This window comes from Burkholderia humptydooensis (assembly GCF_001513745.1).
In the GTDB taxonomy this organism is placed as follows: Bacteria; Pseudomonadota; Gammaproteobacteria; order Burkholderiales; family Burkholderiaceae; genus Burkholderia; species Burkholderia humptydooensis.
Genome location: NZ_CP013382.1, coordinates 903,084 through 922,753, shown reverse-complemented (window position 1 = coordinate 922,753; position 19,670 = coordinate 903,084). Strand labels below are relative to the sequence as shown.

At 65.6% G+C, this 19,670-nt stretch carries 20 protein-coding genes and 1 pseudogene; 15 read left to right on the top strand and 6 right to left on the bottom strand.

What is annotated here, in order from left to right:
* Positions 1-6: 6 nt before the first annotated feature.
* The 4 genes from bsaQ to AQ610_RS23130 are packed head-to-tail and all read right to left on the bottom strand — an operon-like array spanning position 7 to position 5,816.
* The gene (gene bsaQ / locus AQ610_RS23145; protein ID WP_006028905.1) at positions 7-2,079 is read right to left on the bottom strand and encodes a SctV family type III secretion system export apparatus subunit BsaQ; all 2,073 of its coding nucleotides are present in this window, start codon (positions 2,077-2,079) and stop codon (positions 7-9) included.
* Positions 2,080-2,081: 2 nt separating this feature from the next.
* Positions 2,082-3,257: a type III secretion system gatekeeper subunit SctW gene (gene sctW, locus AQ610_RS23140; protein WP_006028906.1), complete on the bottom strand. Its 1,176-nt coding sequence runs from the start codon at positions 3,255-3,257 to the stop codon at positions 2,082-2,084.
* Positions 3,254-5,137: a type III secretion system outer membrane ring subunit SctC gene (sctC, locus tag AQ610_RS23135; protein WP_006028907.1), complete on the bottom strand. Its 1,884-nt coding sequence runs from the start codon at positions 5,135-5,137 to the stop codon at positions 3,254-3,256. The genes sctW and sctC overlap by 4 nt, the downstream gene beginning before the upstream one ends.
* 13 nt (positions 5,138-5,150) lie before the next feature.
* On the bottom strand, positions 5,151-5,816 hold the full coding sequence (locus AQ610_RS23130) for a helix-turn-helix domain-containing protein (protein WP_041862113.1): 666 nt from the start codon (positions 5,814-5,816) through the stop codon (positions 5,151-5,153).
* A gap of 486 nt (positions 5,817-6,302) precedes the next feature.
* On the opposite strand from AQ610_RS23130, the gene AQ610_RS23125 reads away from it, so the two are divergent.
* From AQ610_RS23125 to AQ610_RS36365, 10 genes are all read left to right on the top strand, one after another.
* Positions 6,303-7,580 (top strand): PrgH/EprH family type III secretion apparatus protein, encoded by a 1,278-nt coding sequence (locus AQ610_RS23125; RefSeq protein ID WP_009915465.1) that lies wholly within the window; start codon positions 6,303-6,305, stop codon positions 7,578-7,580.
* A complete protein-coding gene (bsaL, locus tag AQ610_RS23120; RefSeq protein ID WP_009915466.1) occupies positions 7,577-7,846 on the top strand; it encodes a type III secretion system needle filament protein BsaL in 270 nt (89 codons plus the stop codon). The genes AQ610_RS23125 and bsaL overlap by 4 nt, the downstream gene beginning before the upstream one ends.
* A 59-nt stretch (positions 7,847-7,905) precedes the next feature.
* Entirely contained in the window at positions 7,906-8,208 is a 303-nt protein-coding gene (sctI, locus tag AQ610_RS23115) for a type III secretion system inner rod subunit SctI (protein ID WP_006028911.1), read from the top strand.
* Between the two features lie 4 nt (positions 8,209-8,212).
* Positions 8,213-9,115: a type III secretion system inner membrane ring lipoprotein SctJ gene (gene sctJ, locus AQ610_RS23110; RefSeq protein ID WP_006028912.1), complete on the top strand. Its 903-nt coding sequence runs from the start codon at positions 8,213-8,215 to the stop codon at positions 9,113-9,115.
* Positions 9,112-9,699, top strand: coding sequence for a type III secretion apparatus protein OrgA/MxiK (locus AQ610_RS23105; protein ID WP_006028913.1), 588 nt, complete (start codon positions 9,112-9,114; stop codon positions 9,697-9,699). Before sctJ ends, AQ610_RS23105 begins: the two co-directional genes overlap by 4 nt.
* A complete protein-coding gene (gene sctL / locus AQ610_RS23100) occupies positions 9,668-10,342 on the top strand; it encodes a type III secretion system stator protein SctL (RefSeq protein WP_006028914.1) in 675 nt (224 codons plus the stop codon). The genes AQ610_RS23105 and sctL overlap by 32 nt, the downstream gene beginning before the upstream one ends.
* Entirely contained in the window at positions 10,305-10,505 is a 201-nt protein-coding gene (locus AQ610_RS36950) for a hypothetical protein (RefSeq protein WP_043283163.1), read from the top strand. Before sctL ends, AQ610_RS36950 begins: the two co-directional genes overlap by 38 nt.
* A 570-nt stretch (positions 10,506-11,075) precedes the next feature.
* Positions 11,076-11,987 (top strand): winged helix-turn-helix domain-containing protein, encoded by a 912-nt coding sequence (locus AQ610_RS23090; protein WP_043283164.1) that lies wholly within the window; start codon positions 11,076-11,078, stop codon positions 11,985-11,987.
* A gap of 14 nt (positions 11,988-12,001) precedes the next feature.
* Positions 12,002-12,439 carry a hypothetical protein gene (locus AQ610_RS23085; RefSeq protein ID WP_006028917.1) on the top strand — a complete coding sequence of 146 codons (438 nt, stop codon included), beginning with the start codon at positions 12,002-12,004 and terminating at the stop codon, positions 12,437-12,439.
* Positions 12,421-12,669, top strand: a complete 249-nt coding sequence (locus AQ610_RS36365) for a hypothetical protein (protein WP_009915478.1) — start codon at positions 12,421-12,423, stop codon at positions 12,667-12,669. The genes AQ610_RS23085 and AQ610_RS36365 overlap by 19 nt, the downstream gene beginning before the upstream one ends.
* A 26-nt stretch (positions 12,670-12,695) precedes the next feature.
* Here the strand turns inward: AQ610_RS36365 and AQ610_RS36360 are convergent, their stop codons facing one another.
* Positions 12,696-12,932 (bottom strand): hypothetical protein, encoded by a 237-nt coding sequence (locus AQ610_RS36360; RefSeq protein WP_144411896.1) that lies wholly within the window; start codon positions 12,930-12,932, stop codon positions 12,696-12,698.
* Between the two features lie 192 nt (positions 12,933-13,124).
* Between AQ610_RS36360 and AQ610_RS23080 the strand changes: the two genes are divergently transcribed.
* From AQ610_RS23080 to AQ610_RS23060, 5 genes and pseudogenes are all read left to right on the top strand, one after another.
* On the top strand, positions 13,125-14,822 hold the full coding sequence (locus tag AQ610_RS23080) for a M4 family metallopeptidase (protein WP_009915479.1): 1,698 nt from the start codon (positions 13,125-13,127) through the stop codon (positions 14,820-14,822).
* 263 nt (positions 14,823-15,085) lie between these two features.
* Positions 15,086-15,691, top strand: a pseudogene (locus AQ610_RS23075) (MFS transporter); the annotation flags it as partial.
* Positions 15,692-15,839: 148 nt separating this feature from the next.
* Positions 15,840-17,153 (top strand): tyrosine-type recombinase/integrase, encoded by a 1,314-nt coding sequence (locus AQ610_RS23070; RefSeq protein ID WP_043283165.1) that lies wholly within the window; start codon positions 15,840-15,842, stop codon positions 17,151-17,153.
* Positions 17,146-18,015 (top strand): hypothetical protein, encoded by an 870-nt coding sequence (locus tag AQ610_RS23065; protein WP_045554808.1) that lies wholly within the window; start codon positions 17,146-17,148, stop codon positions 18,013-18,015. The genes AQ610_RS23070 and AQ610_RS23065 overlap by 8 nt, the downstream gene beginning before the upstream one ends.
* A gap of 100 nt (positions 18,016-18,115) precedes the next feature.
* Positions 18,116-19,153: an IS481 family transposase gene (locus tag AQ610_RS23060; RefSeq protein ID WP_009917513.1), complete on the top strand. Its 1,038-nt coding sequence runs from the start codon at positions 18,116-18,118 to the stop codon at positions 19,151-19,153.
* 302 nt (positions 19,154-19,455) lie between these two features.
* Here AQ610_RS23060 and AQ610_RS36355 read toward each other — a convergent pair whose 3' ends face one another.
* The gene (locus AQ610_RS36355; RefSeq protein ID WP_153260268.1) at positions 19,456-19,641 is read right to left on the bottom strand and encodes a hypothetical protein; all 186 of its coding nucleotides are present in this window, start codon (positions 19,639-19,641) and stop codon (positions 19,456-19,458) included.
* Positions 19,642-19,670 lie beyond the last annotated feature (29 nt).

Here is a 19,670-nt window from a genome sequence, read left to right as displayed (position 1 = left end):
CTCTCCTTAGACCGTCTTCAACACATCGATTGCGACGCTGTCGGCCACTTCACCGAACGACAGCACCTCCAGTTCCGGAAAGCGGCTCTCGATCAGCCGCTTGACGAAACGCCTGACTTCCATCGAAGCGAGCAGCACCATGTCGCGCTGCGAGAAGCCCGCGCGAGCGAGCTCGAGCGCGAGCCGGTCGAGCAGTTGCTCGCTCGTCGCGGGCTCCAGGTTCAGGTACGCGCCGCCCGACGTCTGCCGCACGCCCTGGCCCACCGCGTCCTCGAACTCGGCGGACAGCACGAGCGCGCGCAGCTTGCCGCCCGCCGCGAAGCGATTCGAGATGTAGCGCGCGAGCGCCGTGCGCACGTGCTCGACGAGCAGGATCGAGTCCTTCTCCTTCGGCCCCCATTGCGCGAGCGATTCGAGAATCAGCTTCATGTTGCGGATCGAGATCTTCTCGGCAAGCAGGCGCTGGAACACCTCGGCGATCCGCTGCACCGAAATGTGCCGATAGCTCTCCTTGATGAGCTCCGGATACTTCCGATCCATGTCGTCGAGCAGGCGCTTCGCCTCCTGCACGCCGAAGAATTCCGACACGTTGCTCAGCATCACCGCGAGAAACTGCCCGTACAGGTCGTCGATCGCCGGGCGCGTGAGCACGTCGATCTTCGCGAGCGCGCCGGTCTGCGAGTCCGGCACCCACCACGCGTCGCCGCCCGCGCCGTCCGGCAGCGTCACGACGTCGACGGGCAGCCCTTCGAGCGCGAGCGTCGAGCCGATCACGCGATGCCTGTCGAAGCAGATCGCGAACGTCGCGGCGCGGATCTCGTTGATCAGCACGATCGCCTCGCGCGGATGCACCTGCGGCGAATACACGACGCGGATGTCGGGCAGCCGCAGCCCCATGTCGACGAACGCGCGCCGCCTGAACGCGCCAATCACGCCGTCCCGCTCGAACATCGGCTGCGCCGCCTCGGGCACCATCAGCATCAGCGGCACCGTCTCGGGGATCAGCTTGTCGATGTCGACGTCGTCCACGGCGGCGGCGGCGGACTGCGTCGCGCCGCCGCCCGACAGCGCGCCCGCGACCTTGCCGACGAGCCCGCCCTCGCGCGCCGGCTCGCCCGGCTTGCGCCATTCGCGGCGCACGTACAGCGCGCCGAGCGCAAGCGCGATCAGCAGGAAGACGATGAGCGGGAAACCGGGCAGCAGGCCGATCGCGAGCGCGAGCACGGCCGTGACGGCGAGCACGAACGGGTTCGAGAACAGCTCGCCGACGATGTTCGCGCCGAGGTTGTTGCCCGAGCCGCTCACGCGGGTGACGACGAAGCCCGCGCCGATCGCGATCAAGAGCGCCGGGATCTGCGCGACGAGGCCGTCGCCGATCGACAGGATCGTGTAGGTCGTGAGCGCGTCGGACACCGACATGCCGTGCTGCATCACGCCGACCGAGATGCCGCCGATCAGGTTCACGAAGATGACGACGATGCCGGCGATCGCATCGCCCTTGATGAACTTCATCGCGCCGTCGAACGAGCCGTAGAGCTGGCTCTCGCGCTCGAGCGCCGAGCGGCGCGCCTTCACGCCTTCGTTGTCGATGATGCCCGCGCGCAGGTCCGCGTCGATGCTCATCTGCTTGCCGGGCATCGCGTCGAGCGAGAAGCGCGCCGCGACCTCGGCGACGCGCTCCGAGCCCTTCGTGATCACGATGAACTGCGCGATCGTCACGATCACGAACACGACGAAGCCGACGACAAGGTTGTCGCCGATCACGAACTGCCCGAACGTCGTGATGATCTTGCCGCCCTCGGCCGTGAGCAGGATCATCCGGCTCGTGCTGATCGACAGCGCGAGCCGGAACAGCGTCGTGATCAGCAGGATCGACGGAAACGTCGAGAATTCGAGGATGTTGACGATGTAGAACGAGCCCATGAACACGAGCAGCGCCGTCACGATGTTCAGGCCGATCAGGAAATCGAGCACATAGGGCGGCAGCGGCACGATCAGCATCGCGATCACGAGCACCATCAGGCACAGGACGATCAGTTCGGGGCGCGCTTGGGCCTTGAGCAGGAGATTCTTCAGCATGGCTATCGACCGGATCGAATGAAAGGCGCCGCGCGCGAGCCGCCGTCCGCGCGCGCGCGCGCCTGCCGCCGCTCGCGCGCGTACGTCGCGCCGATCAGCTCCTCGAGCGCGCCGAGCGCCGCGCGGCGCGCGTCGGCGTCGCCGTAGAGCGCGATCGGCACGCCCGCGAACGCGCGCAGCGCGAGCTGCAGCAATTGCGAGCGGCGCTCGGCCGCGAGCGGCTCGAGCAGATCGCCGAGCGTGCGCAGCAGCACGTCGGCGACCGAGAACGGCCGCTGCAGGCCGCCCAGCATCGTCGCGAGCGCGCGCGCCTCGGTGAGCCCGCAATCGCGCGCGAGCGCATCGTCGAGCAGCCGGCCGACGAACAGCTCGTCGGCCGACGCGAGCAGCCGCGCGTGATGCAGCGTGCCGAGGAGCGGCCCGAACTCGGCCGCGCAGCCGCAGCTCGGGTCGTGCGACTGCATGTCGTACGACAGCGCGGCGCTCACGTAGTCGAGAATCCGCTTGCGCCGGCCCGCGCCGAACTGCTCGATCCAGTCTTCGTAGACGACGAGATACGAGCCGTCGAACTCGAGAAACTGCCGGTACAGCTCGCGCAGCCGGCGCGGATCGAGCTGCATGCGCGCGCCGAACACCTTCGCCTTCAGCGCCGCGTTGATGCCCGCCTTGATCCGCTTGTTGCCGTCGCCCGCGAGCAGTTCCTCGATCGCGCGCTCGACGACGTCGACGGATTCGCCGTCGAGCCGGCGCCGCCGGCGCAGCTCGCGCAGCGCGAGCAGCAGATCGCTCTCGTCGCGAAAGCGCTCGCGCGCGTCGCGCAGCAGCGCCGCGAGGTCCGCGCGGCCGCGCGTCGCGCGGCCGTCGGGCAGGCTCTGGCGGCCGAGCAGCGCGGCAAGCTCGTCGAGCTTCTCGTCGGCGTCCGTGTCGAGTATCCGTTCGAGATCGTCGCTGCGGCGCCCCTTGCGCTCCGACGCGCGGAACCGGCCGAACTGCGCGGCGGCGTTCGCGGCTTCTCCGTCGAGCTCGGCGAGCTGCGCGTCGACGCCGGCCGCGCCCGCAGCCGGCGCCTGCGGCGCTTCGTCGAGCGACGGCTCGGCGTCGAGCCGGTTCGCCGCGCCCGTGCCGTCGACAGAAAAGCCGCGCCGCGCGGCCGATGCGCCGCCGATGATCGAGCTCATGATCTGTCGTCCATGTAGGGTTTGAGCATCTGCACGGTTGCGCGCAGCGTCGCGTTGTCCGATGGATCGCCGGATTCCCACGGCTGCCCGTCGGGCCAGGCCGCGCCCGCGCGCAGCAGCTTCGGCTGGATCAGGAACACGCGCACGACCTGCTCGTGCCGGTCCGAATGCCCGCGAAACAGCCCGCCGATCAACGGGATGCTCGCGAGCCCAGGAATCCTGAACGTGCGGCGCGTCACGTCGTCGCGCGTGTTGCCGCCGATGAGCAGGCTCATCTCGCGCGGCACGCGCGCGACCGTGTTGATCTCGGTGCGGTTGACGAGCGGCATCGCGTTGTTGTCGACGACGATCTGGCCGTCGCTCGTCGCGCCGTCGGTGTTGCCGTCCTCGATGTCGACGATCATTTCGACCTGCGACGCATCGCGCGTGAGCCGCGGCAATACGTTGACGAGCGTGCCGTAGGTCACGTGATCGAGTTGCACCGCGCGCTCGCCGATCAGCTTCGCGTAGAACGTCTGGTTGCTGTCGAACGTCGCCGGCACGTTCTCCTGCGTGAGCACGATCGGCCGCGAGATCACCGTTGCGTCGCCCGTCTGGCTGAGCGCCGCCACCGACGCGAGGAATTTCGTGCCGTCGAGCGTCGTCACGTTGCCGCCGCCGCGATTGTTGAAGCCCACGCCTATGCCGGGCGCATTGAGCGCGCCCTGCCAATCGATGCCCAGTTGGTCGAGCCGACTCTTGCGGATGTCGATGATCCACAGCGACAGCTCGATCTGCCGCTTCTCGACGTCGAGCGAGCGGATCAGCGCCTCCATGTCCTGCACCTTGTCGAGCCGGCCGACCAGGATCACGCTGTTCGTGTCCGGATACGCGACCGCGCGCACGCCGTCCGACGCAGGCACCGCGACACCGCCCGACGGGCTCGCGGCGCTCGTCGGGTGCGCCGAATCCGGCGAGCCTGCGCCGCCCGGCGCGTTGCCGGCATCGAGCGGCGCGGGCAATGCGTCGGCGAGCGAGAACGCGGTCTTGCCGATTGCGCCCCCCGCGCCGCCGCGCGCCGCCGCATCGACCGACGCGACCGACGCGACCGGCGCGGCGGATGACATCGCCGGCGCCCCCGGCCGCGCCGGGCCGAAGATCCGGCCGAGCACGGTCGCCATGCCCGGGATGTCGATCTCCTTGTCGCGCAGCGCGTACTGGCGATCGACGACGAAGCTGTTGTGAAGCTGCACGACGCGCACGACCTGTCTGTCGCTCGCCTCGTTCGAGCGCACCTCGTCGAGATAGCGCGCGGCGGCGGCGACGAGATTCACGTAGACGGGCGCGCCCGTCACGTAGAACGTGTTGCTCAGGTCGTCGCCGCGCACCGGAAAGCGCGGGTCGTAGAGCCGCGTCTGCCGGATGAAGTCGCGCAGGTTGCGCACGGTCGCATGGCGCATCGATATGACCGCGTTCTTGATCTCCGAGTTGTCGTAGATGTAGATCGACGCGCCGTCGTCGTACCAGAGCAGCGACATCGATTCGCCCAGTTGCGCGAGGAGCGCGCGCCCACGCGCGAGGTCGAACTCGCCCGTCACGTGCTTGCGGCGCACCTTGTCGCTCGCGACGATCGGCTTGCGCAGCCGGCCGGACAGCGCGTTGAGCAGCACGCTGATGCTCGCGTCGTTCGCAACGAAATGGCGCTCGCCGTCTTGCGGCGCGACGCCCGCCGGCTGCGCAGCGGCGCGCGCGGCGCCGTCCGCCGCGTCGAGCCGCACGGGCGGCCCGCCCGAGTCGGCGGGCGGCGCCGCGTCGGTCGGCGCGGCGAGCGCCGCGCCCGTCATCAGCAGCGATGCGGCGAGCGCGGCTGCGTGTCGTCTGGCCGTGTCGGCATACATCATCGGTTCGGGCTCCTCATGTCCTGCGGCGGAACCGGCACGGCGAAATGCCGAACAAGTCCTTGATTTCCCTGGAGAAGTGGGACGACGACGCAAAGCCGTTGCTCATCGCGACCTCGGTCATGCTGTCGCGGCTCTCGACGACTTCGAGCACCGCCTGCGCGGCGCGCCATTGCCGAAGCTCGCGCTTCAGGCCGCGGCCGAGCGCCTGCCGGCACAGCCGCCGAAAGTGCGGCTCCGATACGCCGTAGCGCGCGGCGAGCGCGGCGATCGGCTGCGGGCTCGCGCGCTCGCGCAGCAGAAAGCGCACGAGTTCGTAGCTCTCCTGCGCGCGCAGGAACGCGAGCAGCGGATCGGCGGCGTGCGGCGCGCCCATCACGCGAGCGATCAGCCACCGGTCGAATTTCCAGATGCTCAGGTCGCCCGGCGCGTCGATCACCGCGCCGTCCGGCACGCCCGCGCGATATTCGCGTCCTGCGCCATTCGGCTTCGCGCAGCTTTCCAGAAAAGCGAGCAATTTCGCCGCCTCGAATAACGGCACGTCATGAAAACGCCATGCGCCTTCGCGCGACGCGATTTTGAATTGACCGGCGCCGGCGACCAGCGCCGATTTATCCTTGTCGATCGAAACGGCATGGGACGCCGCGCCGAACGATACGTCCAGTTTCGCGTTTTCCGTGATCGGCCTGATCAGCCTGATTGCCGGCCCCGTAAATAATCTGGATTTTCCTGGTGAAACCACCACGCAATCGAATTTATTGAATCGATTCGCCATCGCGCACTCCTCGATATTGTCCGTGAAATCTCGCCCATGCATTTCGCGGCCTTTCCGGGAACGCAGATTAATCAGGCGTCACATTCCGATCAAGCAAAAATTCGGCGATTTATAAAATCTCACGAAAATCAGATGGATTCATCTGACAATAATCTTCTTTCATATTTCCATTCAGAACTATTCAGGGCCATTCATGGTGCAGAAGTCCGCCCGGCGGTACATTCCGGTCATCGAGCCGGATTCCGGCGCGTCAGCCAAGATCCCGATCGATGCAGTCGCCCGATTCGAATCCGATTATCCGGTTCACGATCGACGGCAACGGAATCGATCGAACGAACGGCATATCCATCATCGGGCCATTTGTCGTCCAGGCCGCCTTGGAAAATCACCGAGATGAATAAACCAGATCCCGGACATGAAAGCCTGCAGCTTCGAATCCTGTTCGGCCCGCTTTTCGGATCGGACATTGCGATTCCGTCGGGCGAACTATTTTTCTGTGTCGGCGAGCACGTGGTCGACGATCGTCCGGCCGGGAAACCGGAAAATCGCGCCGATCATTTTCTGGAGCATGCGGTCGATACGCTGTATATCCCGCATCGGGCCGGTTCGCCGAATTTTCGCCTGCGTTTTCCCCGCTTGCCGGGGCGGGCGACACAAATCGCGGAAACCGGCGACGCCGCACGCGGCGATTTCGAAGTCGATTTTCTGTCCGCGGACGGTTGCGTCACGCAATACGCGGCGTTCAATACCGTCTGCCGCACCGGCGACGTCGCGTTCGCGGTCAAGCGCCAGGGCGACGAATGGAGCGACGCGGTCGTGCACTATGCGCCGCAGCCCGAGCCGCACGCGCTGCGCCCGAAGGCGTCGGACGCCGCCGCCGAGCCCCCCGAGCGCATATCGCGCTTCGCGCTCAAGCTGGGCGCAGTGCTCGTCGCGGGGGGCGCGCTCGCGGCGCTGGCGTATTGGCAAGTGCAACGCTATGCGGGCGCGCAGAAGCTCGCGAGCGTGAACGGCGTGCTGGCGGGCGCGCCCGCGCGCAACGCGATCCTGCCAGGCGACGACGGCCGGATCTATGTGCTGAGCGCGTCGCAGGACGGCGCCGAATGGGACCGCGAGGCGCTGCTGAAGGCGGCGCTGCCGGAGCGGGTCGAGGTCGCCGTGATCGGCGCGGAGCGGCGGCGGATCGAGGGCCGGCTCGACGAAGCCGGCATCGATTTCGTGACCGTGCGGCTCGACGCGCCCGAGCGCCCCGAGCTGATCGTCACCGACCGCCTGCCCGCGGCCGCGCGCGAACGCGCGGTCCGCGAGCTGCGGCGCGCGGCGCCGTACGTGCAGGACGTCCGCGTGATCGACGCGAGCCTCGGCGCGATCGAGCAGGAAGCGCGCAACGCGCTCGACAAGGTGGGCGCGCGCTACCGGCTGCTCGCGCGGCAAGGCGGCGCGACGTTCGAGGTGGCGACGTCGTTCGGCGACGAGGAGCTCGCCGCGTTGCAAAACCTCATGCGCTCGTTCGGCCACAAGTGGGGCACGCGCCGCGTCGACTTCAAGATCGCGCTGCGCACCGACTGGCTGAAGGGCAAATCCTATCGGGAAGGCGGCGACGGCTACGTGCTGCTCGATCACGCGTCCTGGTATTTCCCGCAACCCCTGGAAGGAGCACATTTCCGATGAGCAATTCCCCGACTCCATTGCTGGCCGACTACGAGTGGTCAGGCTACCTGACCGGCATCGGCCGCGCGTTCGACACCGGCGTGAAGGATCTGAACCAGCAACTGCAGGACGCGCAGGCGAACCTCACGAAGAACCCGAGCGACCCGACGGCGCTCGCGAACTATCAGATGATCATGTCCGAATACAACCTGTACCGGAACGCGCAGAGCAGCGCGGTCAAATCGATGAAGGACATCGATTCGTCGATCGTCTCGAACTTCCGCTAACCCTCACTTCCTCTCCGGGGCGACGCGGCGCGAGCCGCGCCGCGCCGGTCCGAACGATCATGAACATCATGAATCCGCACGCCGTGTCCGCGCTGCCGCAGCTCAGCGAAATCGAATCGCCCGAGCGGCCGGCGACGCTCGACGCGATCCTGAAGCAAACGCTCGCCGATGCGAACGACAAGTCGAACGTCGCGAAGGCGAGCATCGAGTCGCGGCTCGCCGATCCGGTCGCCTTCGCGCATCCGGAGAAGCTGATCGCGCTGCAGACCGAGCTGTCCGACTACAACATCTACATGTCGCTCGCGAGCACGCTCGCGCGCAAGGCCGTCTCGGCAGTGGAGACGCTCGTCAAGGCGCAATGACGCGATGAAGCGATTCGTCTCTTTCTCGCTGCTGCCGGCGCTGCTGCTGCTCGCCGCGTGCAACCAGCAGGAGTTGCTGAAGAACCTGACCGAGCAGCAGGCGAACGACGTCGTCGCGGTGCTCCAGGCGCACGATCTCGCCGTGCGCAAGGAGGACCTCGGCAAGACCGGCTATGCGGTCAGCGTCGAGCAGGCCGACTTTCCGACCGCCGTCGATCTGCTGCGGCAATACAACCTGCCGTCGCAGGCGCGCGTGCAGATCGCGCAGGCATTTCCGGCCGACGCGCTCGTCGCGTCGCCGCAGGCCGAGCAGGCGCGGCTGCTGTCGGCCGTCGAGCAGCGCCTCGAGCAGAATCTCGCCGCGCTGCAGAACGTCGTCAGCGCGCGCGTGCAGGTGAGCTATCCGCTCAAGCCGTCCGACAGCGGCAAGCCCGACGCGCGGATGCACGTCGCCGCGCTCCTCACGTACCGCAACGACGTGAACGCGGACATCCTCGTGAGCGAAGTGAAGCGGTTCGTGAAGAACAGCTTCACGAACATCGACTACGACGACATCTCGGTCATCCTGTATCGCGCGCCGTCACTGTTCCGCGGCGCGCCGACGCCGCCGGCGTCGCATGCGGGCGCCGCGTGGCTCTACTGGCTCGCCGCCATTCCGGTCGCGCTCGCGGCGGCGGCCGCGGGCGGGCTCGCCTGCCAGCGCCGCAGGCGCGCCGCCGCCGCGCGCGACGCGTCGGCGAGCACCGCGCCCGACGGGCCGGTCGGCGCGGCCGCGCCGGACATCACCGATGCGCCGGCCCCGATCGACGCACTCGACGCACCCGGCACGGCCGCGCACTTCGACGCGGAGAACGCGCCGGATGCATCGCACGCGTCGCGCGGCGCCCCGCCGGAGCCACGCCGATGAATCCGCACGCATTGATGCAGGTGATGTACGGCCCGCTCGGCTATGCGCATCCGGATCATCGGACGATCGCCGGCGTCGACCTCGCGCGCGTGCCCGCGGACGTCGCGAACCAGTGGCTGATCGATCATCATCGCCTCGACACCGCGATCGATTGCGATTGGCGCGGCGCGCCGCTCGCGGCGCCCTGCGTCGACCATTGGGCGCGGCTGCCGCGCATCGCGTTCCTGATCGGCGTGCAGCGGCTGCGCGCGGCGCTCGTCGAGCACGGGCGCTACGTGCGGCTCGATGCGTCGAGCCAGCGCTTTCTGTGCGTACCGCTCGCGGCCGTGCCTAAAGCCGCGTGCGCCGGCGCGCCCGACGACGACGCGATCGTCGCGGCCGGCGCCGCGTGCGTCGCGGCCGCGCTGCGCGACGCGCCGCGTGCGCTGCGCCAGCGGCTGCCGCTGCTGTTCCCGCGCGCGCATGCGACGCGGCTCGCCTCCGAACTGGGCGGCGCGCGCGGCGATGCGTGCGGCGCCTCGTCTCCCACGCTCTTCTCCTTCGCGGTGAATCATGCGCTCCTCGACCCTGCGCCAGTTTCCTGACACGCTCGCGCCGCTGGCCGGCGTGCTGCTCAAGCGCGCGCCGCTGTCGCAGGCGGCCCGCGCCGAACGATTGCTCGACGAAGCGAGGCGCCGCGCACAACGGCTCGTGCGCGACGCCGAACGCGACGCCAATGCATGCCGCGCGCGCGCGGCGACGGCCGGCTACGAAGCCGGGTTCGCCCGCGCGATCGCGGAAGTCGCCGCTTGCATCGAGCGGGTCGACGCGCAGCGGGCGACGTTGCTCGAACGCGTCGTCGACGATGTCCGCTGCTCGCTCGAACGCCTGCTCGACGATCCCGATCTGCTGCTGCGCATCGCCGGCGCGCTCGCGAGCCGGCGCGCGTGCGCGGCCGATCGCCCGCTGCGCGTGTCCGTGCCGGCGCACGCGAAGCGGATCGCGCCCGCGATACGCGAACGCCTGAACGACGCGTATCCGTCGGCGCAGGTCGTCGTCGCCGACACGCGAACGTTCGTCGTCGAATCGGACGAGGCCATTCTCGAATTCGATCCGCGCGACATCGCACACGAGCTTTGCGATGCGGCGCTCGCCGCGTGCCGCGCGGCAGCCGGGACCGCCGACACTTCAACCGAACAGGAGCCATGCCATGACGCCCTTGCAAACCGCGACACACGTGCAGACTGACGCCGTCGATCATTCGACGGAGCGCGACGCACCGAAGCCGTCCACCTCGCTCGACGAGATCATGAGGCGATGGCTGATCGACGGCTTCAAGCAGCAGGTGATGTTCCCCGACCCCGACGATCCGAGCGCCTGCCCGACGTTCGACGGCAACGGCAGTTGGTGATGGCGAGCGCCGCCTTCCCCCGCCGCTCCCCCATTCGCATTCGCACCGCGTGATTCGCGATGCCGCCCCCGGCATCGCTGCGCATCCCCCCTCGTCGCACACGCCGCACGAAAAAGACGACGTGACGCATCGACCACGAAACGCATGCGCCACATGCACCGGCGCACCTTCTCTCATCGATTCCCGCGGCGTCTCTTTTTTCTCGCCGGGCGCTTTTCAAGCGCAATTTCCCATTGAAATCGTGCAATTCGCACACCGAACTTCGGCATCATTCGATGCTGAATCGCCGAGACACACAATTGAGCACTATTCTTAAATAATTGCTTACGACAATTTCGTAAAAGATAATGCAGCATCTGTCTGTTGTCGAGGTCACAAGAAACGCTTTAGGACCATTCACTATCGGGGCGCCATACGCCGCTCGCTTTATCCGGATCTCCGCGACAAATTGACGCAGATGCCGCCCAACGACGCGGCAGCGCGGCTTCCACACGCGCCGCCATTGGTCAGTACTCGAAAAGAAATACGCACGATGCGCAATTCGATGCGCACTCGCTCGAGTCGGCCCATATGAGGCGATTCACATCGCCTTCGAATGACTTTTCAAACAGTGAGAAACGCCATATTTTGAGCAAGTACCAGATCGACGGCAGTGTCATATTCGATAGTCAAGCGATGACGCTTTCTCGCGGCGACATCGTCACCACGCTTACCGCCAACGAAACCGAATTGCTTTGCATCTTGATGCAGGGCACGGCCAGCAAGCAGGCCGTGATCGAGCACATCTGGGAGAGCAAGGGGCTCTTCGTCACGGAAGGCAGTTATCACCAGCTCGTGCGCGCGCTGCGCGTCAAGCTCGACGAGCAAGGCATCCCGCCCACGCAAGTGAAGACGCTGCCGCGGCTCGGCCTTCGCTTCCTCGGGTTCGCCGAGCCGCTCGACGAATCGCCGCCTGCTTCGGATGCGCATGCCGCGCCCGCTTCGTCCGAACCGGAGCCCGCCGCCGCGCCGGCCGACGCGCACGCAGCACACGCCCCGCTTGCCGCACCGATCGCACCGATCGCATCGAACGAGCCGGACGCACCGCATGCGCCGGATACATCGACTACGCCGCGCGCGACTCCCGCGCCGCCGCCCGCCACGCGCGCGACGCATGCGCGATCGCCACGGCGCCGAGCGGCGTATCTCGCGATCTACGTGACGCTCGCGGCGTGGGCGAGCGTGCTCACGTGGCAGACGTTCCGGCATCGCGACAACACCTTCCGGTTCCGCTTCACGCGAACCATCGACGGCATCCACTACTTCTCCGACGGCCGCATGAACCAGCCCGATCTGCTGAAAGCCATCGACGTCAAGCCGCTCAAGGGCAGCTTCGTCTACGAGATCGAGCTGGGATCGAATGACTGGCTCGCGGTATGCCCGGAATCCATCTACGAAACGCCTGAACTGTGCCAAGCCTATTTCTTCGAAAAGAGCAACTAATCGCACTGTGCGTCGTGGTGCTGAGCGGATGGACGGCCTGGTACGTCACGGTCGGCGCGTATCGCGACCTGCCGCGCAGCAAATGCGTGATCCGCCAGCCGCGCTTCGTGCTGAGCAAGGACGGCGTGACGCGTCAGGCCACGCTGTCGACGTCGTTCTGGCTCGACGTGCACCGCGTGCACGTGTGGGGTTGCTTCGAGCACGAGAAAGTGAACCTGTCCATCGATCGCAGCGGCTCGCTGCAAACGCTCTTCAGAGGCGACGGCTCGCTGCTGTGCCGCGTCAACCACGTCGCCTATACGGCGCGCGACAGCGCGGCGTCGCAGCCGCTGCCGTCCGCACTGCCTGACGTCGGCGACGAAATCGACCTGCGCTTTCGCAAGCTCGCGTCGAACGCGTGGATCGTCGAGACGGGCGACGATCGCGCCGGCATGTGCGTCGCGCAGCCCTGAGCGGCCGCTTCGCTTCGCATCGCGTCGCCGCGACCGGCTTTCGATCCTCGCGCGGCCAATCGATCACCGCGCAAGCCCGTCGCGGCAATATCGCGCCGCCGTCCGCCGTGCCGGCGGCCATCGCATCATGCGGCGCGTCGTTTTTCCGCATCATCGGCCGCCGCGCCATTTCATCCTTCCGGACAAATATCGCCATTCGGCGCGCCACTCATTCGCCCGATCTTCGCTGACAAATTCGAAACTCAGGCAATCCGGGTCAACAATCAGATCCTCGCGAATCAATGGAATATTCACAAAAAATACCATCAACAATCCAATTGAATATCCAGAAAAACTGAATATGACCGCCGTTGGCGGCCCGCATGCGCGCCGCGCATTCCACCGAGCCGCCTCGCGAGCAGCGCCGCCCCGCCGCCCGCACCACGCGATTGCCGCCCGGCGCGCGCCGGCAGCTCGACATCGGCGGCGCGCCCGATGCGCCGCACAGGATCATTTCAAATTCCTCACCAACGCCTGACTCGATTCACACCGAAACAATGAAACATTAATATTTTGGTAAATATCTTGTAAATATTGAATTGGCCTCCTAGCATGCCTCTGCAGTTCAAGGGTACCTCTCATGTTTAATGCTTGCAGTTAATGCATTTTGAATAATCACGCAATCATTCATTATCTGGGGGATTACATGAAGAAACTATCTTGCCTGCTGTCGATCACCGCGATTTCCCTCGCGTGTGTCAGCGCGTTTGCGCAAGCCGACGATCCGCAGGCCGCGGCCGACCGCGCGCTGCAGTTGATCCAGCAGAACCCGTCCACCTTCAACCTCGCCGCCGGCAGCGCCGCGCGCACGCTGAAGTTCGCCGGCGCGCAGGCGAAAGCGCCGGCGGACGGCGACCAGTTCCAGGTGCGCGACGTGATCGTCGACCCCGACGGCACCGAGCACGTGCGCTTCGACCGCTTCTACGCGGGGCTGTCCGTGATCGGCGGCGACGTCGTCGTCCATTCGAGCCAGGGGCGGCTGAAGCAGGCGAGCCTCACGCAGCCCGCGCCGATCGATCTCGCGGGCAAGATCGGCAAGATCGGCGAGCGCTTCGTGGTGCGCAACGCGCCAGACGTGGGCGCGGACGCGGCGCTGCGCGTCGCGTCGAAGCGTTTCGGCGCGGACGTGCGCCGCGTCGACGGCGCGGCGCTCGTCGTGTTCGCGCGCGACGCCGCGCCCACGCTCGCCTATGCGGTGCGCGTGTACGGCAAGGCGACCGACGCGCACGGCGAAGCCGTGATCTACTACATCGATGCGCGCACGGGCAGCGTGCTCGACGCGCAGGACCTCATCAAGACCGCCTCCGTGACGGGCACCGGCCGTTCGCTGTACTACGGCAACCTGTCGCTGACGACCGACCAGACCGGCAGGAACGCGTACCGGCTGCTCGATCCGACCCGCGGCGGCGGCTCGGTGTACGACGGCCGCGGCCTGAGCTCGGACGAAGTCGAGCAGTCCACCGATCTGCCGATCTTCACGAGCAGCACGAACGTGTGGGGCAACAACACGACGAGCGACCGGCAAACCGTCGCCGCCGACATCGACTACGGCCTCGCGCTGACCTGGGACTACTACAAGGCCACGCACAACCGCAACGGCATCTTCAACGACGGCCGCGGCGTGAAGAGCTACGCGCACGTCGTGTTCGACACCGGCAGCGGCACGACGGGCGCGAACGCCGCATGGCTGTCGTCGCGCGTGATGGCGTACGGCGACGGCGAGCCGGGCACGCGCCTGCCGAAGCCCGTCGTGTCGATCGACGTGGCCGGGCACGAGATGAGCCACGGCGTGACCGAGGCCACCGCGAACCTGAATTACTCGGGCGACGCGGGCGGCCTCAACGAATCGACGTCCGACATCTTCGGCACGCTCGTCAAGTACTACGCGAACAATCCGAACGATCCGGGCAACTACGTGATCGGTGCGCGCATCACGAGCGGCGGCCTGCGCAAGATGTACAAGCAGGATCTCGACGGCCGGTCGTACAGTTGCTATCCGTCCGGCGGCTTCTCGTGGATGAATCCGCGCCACGACCCGCACTACACGTCGGGCGTCGGCAACCGGTTCTTCTATCTGCTGGCGGAAGGCCCGGTCACGCCGTCGACCGATACCGGGCTGTCGAAGAGCCAACTGGTCTGCAACGGCGACACCGGCTTCGGCGGCCTGGGCCGCGACAAAGCGGGCAAGATCTGGTATCGGACGCTGACCTTGTACCTGACCACCTACTCCAGCTACCCGAGCGCGCGTCGCGCGTCGATCCAGGCGGCGAACGACCTGTACGGCGCGAATTCGGTTGAGAGCGCAACGGTCGCGCGAGCGTGGAGCGCCGCCGGCGTGAACTGACGGCGCATCGCGGGCCGCGCGGCAACAGTCGCGCGGCGCGTCCGGCCCGCGGCGCGATACGGGGGCCGGCCGATACAGGGCCCAGTCTCGCCGCCGGCTTGTCTCTTCGCGGAAGCTTCCACAAAAGCGAACAAACTTGTTCCGATTATTTCGCTTTCCGCCGATTGCCTCCTCCTCTTACCCTTGCTGCACCCGAACGCGCGCCGCCGTCCGGCGCCGGCATCCGCACGGGCAATGAAGACAATCGAAACCGGAGACATCACGTGTCGCAAGTCCGCCCTCTTGCTACTGCCCCCTATTCCCCGCCAGCCGGGACCCTCGCCCGCCTTCGCTCGATCTTCAGCGGATCGGTCGGCAATCTGATCGAGTACTACGACTGGTACGTGTACTCGGCGTTTTCGCTGTATTTCGCGAAGGTCTTCTTTCCGTCCGGCAGCCAGACCGTGCAGTTGCTCAACACCGCGGAGATCTTCGCCGTCGGCTTCGTGATGCGGCCGATCGGCGGCTGGCTGGTCGGCCTGTACGCGGATCGCAAGGGGCGCCGCGCCGCGCTCTTGATTTCGGTGCTCGCGATGTGCGCGGGTTCGTTGATCATCGGCCTCACGCCCGGCTACGCCAGCATCGGCATCGCGGCGCCCGTGCTGCTCGTCACCGCGCGGCTGCTGCAGGGCTTGAGCCTCGGCGGCGAATACGCGAGCTCGGCCACCTATCTGAGCGAGATGGCCGACAAGACGAACCGCGGCTTCTATTCGAGCTTCCTGTTCGCGACGCTGTCGCTCGGCCAGTTGCTGGCGATGGCGGTGCTGGTCGCGCTGCAGCAGTTCTTCCTGAGCGCCGCGCAACTCGAAAGCTGGGGCTGGCGCATTCCCAACTAACCCCATGTAACGCCATTGAACAGCACGACAAAAACAGAGATAGTGCAAGACTATCAATGACTTAATGTGTTTATGGAAGTAGGGTCAATGTAATATAATTGGTTGGTTTTAGCCCAAATCAATTACGCAGGAGTTACACCACTTGGCCCGTATCAACTTCACCGCAGGTCGCGTGCGCGACTTCCGTTGCCCGCCCGACAGCAAACAAGTCTTCATGTGGGACGCAGGCATGCCCGGTCTTGGACTGCGCGCCACAACCGGCAGCGTGTCTTTCATCTTTCAAGGGCGCATCGCGGGCAACACGATTCGCACGACGATTGGCGACGTTCGCGCGTGGGATATTGACGGTGCACGGCAGAAAGCCCGCGAACTCAAGAAACTCATTGACGAAGGGAAAGACCCGCGTGTCGAAAAAGCCGCCGTGCTCAAGGCGGTACAGGAACAACGCGTCGAATCGCAACGCCGTCAGGTGACACTGGAAGACGCGTGGAAAGCCCATATCGAGGCGAACCGCGCACGGTGGGGTAAGCATACCCTTTCCGACCGCGAAAAGGTTTCTCGACGCGGCGGTGACGCACCCAAAGCGGGCAAACGCGGCGGAGCGCTGAGAGTAGCCGGTGCGCTGGTGGGGCTGCTCGACGTACCACTGTCCGGACTGACCGCCGATACGATTGCCGACTGGCTGGCGCGCGAAACCGCCACGCGACCGACGCAGGCGTCACTTGCGTTTCGGCTGCTGCGTGCGTGCCTGAACTGGTGCGCAGAGCATGAAAAATGGTCGGGCCTCGTGCCTGAGCGGGTCTGCTCGACGCGCAAGGTACGCCAGCATGTTCCGAAGCCGCGTGCGAAATCGGACTGCCTGCAACGGGAACAACTGGCTCCTTGGTTCTCGGGCGTGCGTGGGATTGGGAACGCACACTATTCAACCTACCTGCAAATGTTGCTTCTGACCGGTGCGCGTCCCGGCGAACTGCTCGAAGTGAAATGGGCGGATGTGGACTTTCGCTGGAACACGCTGAATTTGCGCGACAAGATCGAGGGGGAGCGCACGATCCCGCTGACGCCCTACGTGTCGTCGCTACTCGCCGTGCTACCCCGCATCAATGATTTGGTGTTCGCCAGCACGCGCTCGAAAACGGGGCGCATGAAAGCACCGAATGTCCCGCATCACGCGGTACTGGAAAAGGCACATATCGAGGGGTTGACACTGCACGGGTTGCGCCGCTCGTTCGCGACGCTCACGGAATGGATTGAATGTCCGGTGGGTGTCGTCGCGCAAATCATGGGCCACAAGCCGAGCGCGACCGCTGAGAAACATTACAAGCAACGTCCGATTGACCTGCTACGCATGTGGCACACAAAAATCGAAACGTGGATGCTCAACGAGGCGGGCGTTTCGCCGGCAGAAGTTCCCGCACAAGCGGCGCAGGATGGTGTGGAGGTGGCGCATGTCTGAAAACACGATGCGTAACGATGAACTCCGGCAACTCATGCTGGAAGAGGCGGAAAGAAAAAACGCCGAAGCCCGCCGGGCGCTTGCCGATTTGATCGAAGGTCAAGAGCAAGAATTTCAGTATTTTCTCGACGGCTACATTGTCGTCGGCCAGCTTGCCATGACGTTCGCGCGTGAAGGGCTGGCATCGCTCGGTAACGGGCAACCGGCGCGACTGATGCCCCCTGAGGATGAGGCCATCTTTACCGCCCGGTTCCGCGCGTTCCTTCGCGAAGTGAAGTCAGCCGTTCATTCCGGCGCGCTTGTCGTTCGCGAAGCGCCGACGATGACGCCGGTCCCGGCGACACGCCTGAGCCGGTGGATCGAGATGGACGAGATGCAACTGAGCCTTGATGACATCATCGATGTCCCGCTCTATATCGCATTCGAGGATGCGCGATCATGGCTCGTGCAGCATGGCGTGCCGGTCCCCGAAATGCTGAACGAACGCGCAAGCCGCCTGCATGCCCGCATGAGGGAAATGCTTCCCAACGGCCCGTTGAGTTCGCTCATGTCGGACGATCATCAAAGGGCCGCCGCATCGACCACGCAACCGGATGCTAAGACGACCCGCCGGGACGACGACCCGCCGCCCGTGAAGGTCCGCTGGCGCGAGGCGATTGTCGTGAACTGGCCGAGCATCATTCGTGAGTGCGGCAGCAATCCCGATGCCCGAACGGTTATGCGCTATCTCAAGGCCCATGACGTGACCGGCTATATCCTGCCTCAGAGCCGCACCGACGAACTGGATTGGCGGACGCAGGATGGCGACCGGAAAACGGTCAGCCTCAAGACGTTCAAGAACGCGTTGAGTGCGGTGGACTAGACTAAATCTGACAGTGGTTGGTTTTTCGTGCTGGCGCGCATTGGCGCAGAGGGCGTAGCCCGTAGCGGCAATGCGCGCCGCGAACAGCAAGGAGTCCACCATGACTCAGGAGCAGAAGGTAATTCGCGCCAAGGTCGGCATACTCGAGTTGGCCCGGCAACTCGGCAACGTCAGCCAGGCCTGTCGCGTGATGGGTTACTCGCGCGACAGCTTCTACCGATTTAAGGAACTGTACGATCGGGGCGGCGAAGCTGCGCTGCAGGAGATTTCCCACCACCGGCCGCTACTCAAGAACCGCGTTGACCCACAGGTCGAGGCCGCCGTTGTCGAACTGGCCCTCGAATTGCCGGCCTACGGTCAGGTGCGTATCGCCAACGAGGTCCTCAAACGGCATGCCCTGTCCGTCTCTCCCCAAGGCGTCCGTAGCATCTGGTTGCGCCACGATCTGGAGACCATGCCGAAGCGCCTGAAGGCCTTGGAGGCCAAATCCGCCCAAGAGGGGTTGGTGCTGACCGAGGCCCAGCTCATCGCGCTCGAACGCGCCAAGCACGAGAAGGAAGTGCACGGCGAATTCGAGTCCGAATGTCCGGGCTACTGCGGCGCGCAGGATACGTTCTATGTCGGCTGCCTCAAGGGCGTCGGCCGTGTCTACCAGCAGACTTTCGTCGATACCTACTCGAAGGTTGCGTTCGCCAAGCTCTACGATCGCAAGACACCTTTGCCGGCGGCTGACCTACTCAACGATCGTGTTGTCCCGTTCTTCGACGGCTTCGGCATTCCACTGCTACGCGTGCTGACAGACCGCGGCACTGAATACTGCGGCAACCCCGAGCATCACGAATACGAGCTGTATCTGGCCTTGGAAGACATCGACCATACCCGGACCAAAGCCAAGTCGCCGCAAACCAACGGGATCGTCGAGCGGCTGCACAAGACTATGCTCAACGAGTTCTATCGCATCGCCTTTCGCAAGAAGATCTACGATTCGATCGCCACCTTGCAGACGGACCTTGATGCGTGGCTCGACCAGTACAACAATGAACGAGAGCATCAGGGGCGATGGTGTTACGGCAAGACACCGATGCGCACTTTCCTCGATTCGCTCGATCTCGCCAAGGAGAAACTCATCCCCCATTGATGACTCGTTCTTTGTCGGTCCGACTACCTGTCAGATCGAGTCCCGGCTAATACACGTTGAGTCTTCTGCGCAAACACGGTTCGCTGAAATCCTGATGCTCGCCGGGGAGCGTTCGCTCCCCGCCCGTACCTGCGCATGGCTTCCCCGGCCATGCCGCAGCGTCCCGAAGTTGTCCCAAAACTGTCCCGCCTAGCGTCCCATTGTCCCGGCTAGCGTCCCACTGTCCCGCCTAGCCGCACGGGATGGCCGTTCGCCGTTAGAGTCCGTTCCGTCGCGCCGCACCACGCGGTGCATAACCGGAATCAAAGGACATCATGGAAATCGGACTGACCACCAACCGCCTCGCCCAACGCCTTGGCCTTCAACCCGACACGCTGCGCGTCGCGCTGTGCCGTCGCGGTTCGTATTTCGGCGTCAAGCCGACGAAACTGCCGAACGGGCGTCTCGTATGGCCGCACGACACGGTCGAGCGCATCGTCGCTCTGCATAGCGCATCCGTTCAGTAACACGGACACGT

Bases quoted from the DNA above. Each gene is read 5' to 3' on its own strand.
- AQ610_RS23065 (WP_045554808.1), top strand. From the start codon at position 17,146: ATGTCTGAAAACACGATGCGTAACGATGAACTCCGGCAACTCATGCTG.
- bsaQ (WP_006028905.1), bottom strand. From the start codon at position 2,079: ATGCTGAAGAATCTCCTGCTCAAGGCCCAAGCGCGCCCCGAACTGATC.
- AQ610_RS36360 (WP_144411896.1), bottom strand. From the start codon at position 12,932: ATGATCCTGTGCGGCGCATCGGGCGCGCCGCCGATGTCGAGCTGCCGG.
- sctL (WP_006028914.1), top strand. From the start codon at position 9,668: ATGCGCTCCTCGACCCTGCGCCAGTTTCCTGACACGCTCGCGCCGCTG.
- bsaL (WP_009915466.1), top strand. From the start codon at position 7,577: ATGAGCAATTCCCCGACTCCATTGCTGGCCGACTACGAGTGGTCAGGC.
- sctC (WP_006028907.1), bottom strand. From the start codon at position 5,137: ATGATGTATGCCGACACGGCCAGACGACACGCAGCCGCGCTCGCCGCA.
- sctW (WP_006028906.1), bottom strand. From the start codon at position 3,257: ATGAGCTCGATCATCGGCGGCGCATCGGCCGCGCGGCGCGGCTTTTCT.
- sctI (WP_006028911.1), top strand. From the start codon at position 7,906: ATGAACATCATGAATCCGCACGCCGTGTCCGCGCTGCCGCAGCTCAGC.
- AQ610_RS23105 (WP_006028913.1), top strand. From the start codon at position 9,112: ATGAATCCGCACGCATTGATGCAGGTGATGTACGGCCCGCTCGGCTAT.
- AQ610_RS23125 (WP_009915465.1), top strand. From the start codon at position 6,303: ATGAATAAACCAGATCCCGGACATGAAAGCCTGCAGCTTCGAATCCTG.
- AQ610_RS23090 (WP_043283164.1), top strand. From the start codon at position 11,076: ATGAGGCGATTCACATCGCCTTCGAATGACTTTTCAAACAGTGAGAAA.
- AQ610_RS36355 (WP_153260268.1), bottom strand. From the start codon at position 19,641: ATGCAGAGCGACGATGCGCTCGACCGTGTCGTGCGGCCATACGAGACG.
- sctJ (WP_006028912.1), top strand. From the start codon at position 8,213: ATGAAGCGATTCGTCTCTTTCTCGCTGCTGCCGGCGCTGCTGCTGCTC.
- AQ610_RS23080 (WP_009915479.1), top strand. From the start codon at position 13,125: ATGAAGAAACTATCTTGCCTGCTGTCGATCACCGCGATTTCCCTCGCG.
- AQ610_RS23060 (WP_009917513.1), top strand. From the start codon at position 18,116: ATGACTCAGGAGCAGAAGGTAATTCGCGCCAAGGTCGGCATACTCGAG.
- AQ610_RS36950 (WP_043283163.1), top strand. From the start codon at position 10,305: ATGACGCCCTTGCAAACCGCGACACACGTGCAGACTGACGCCGTCGAT.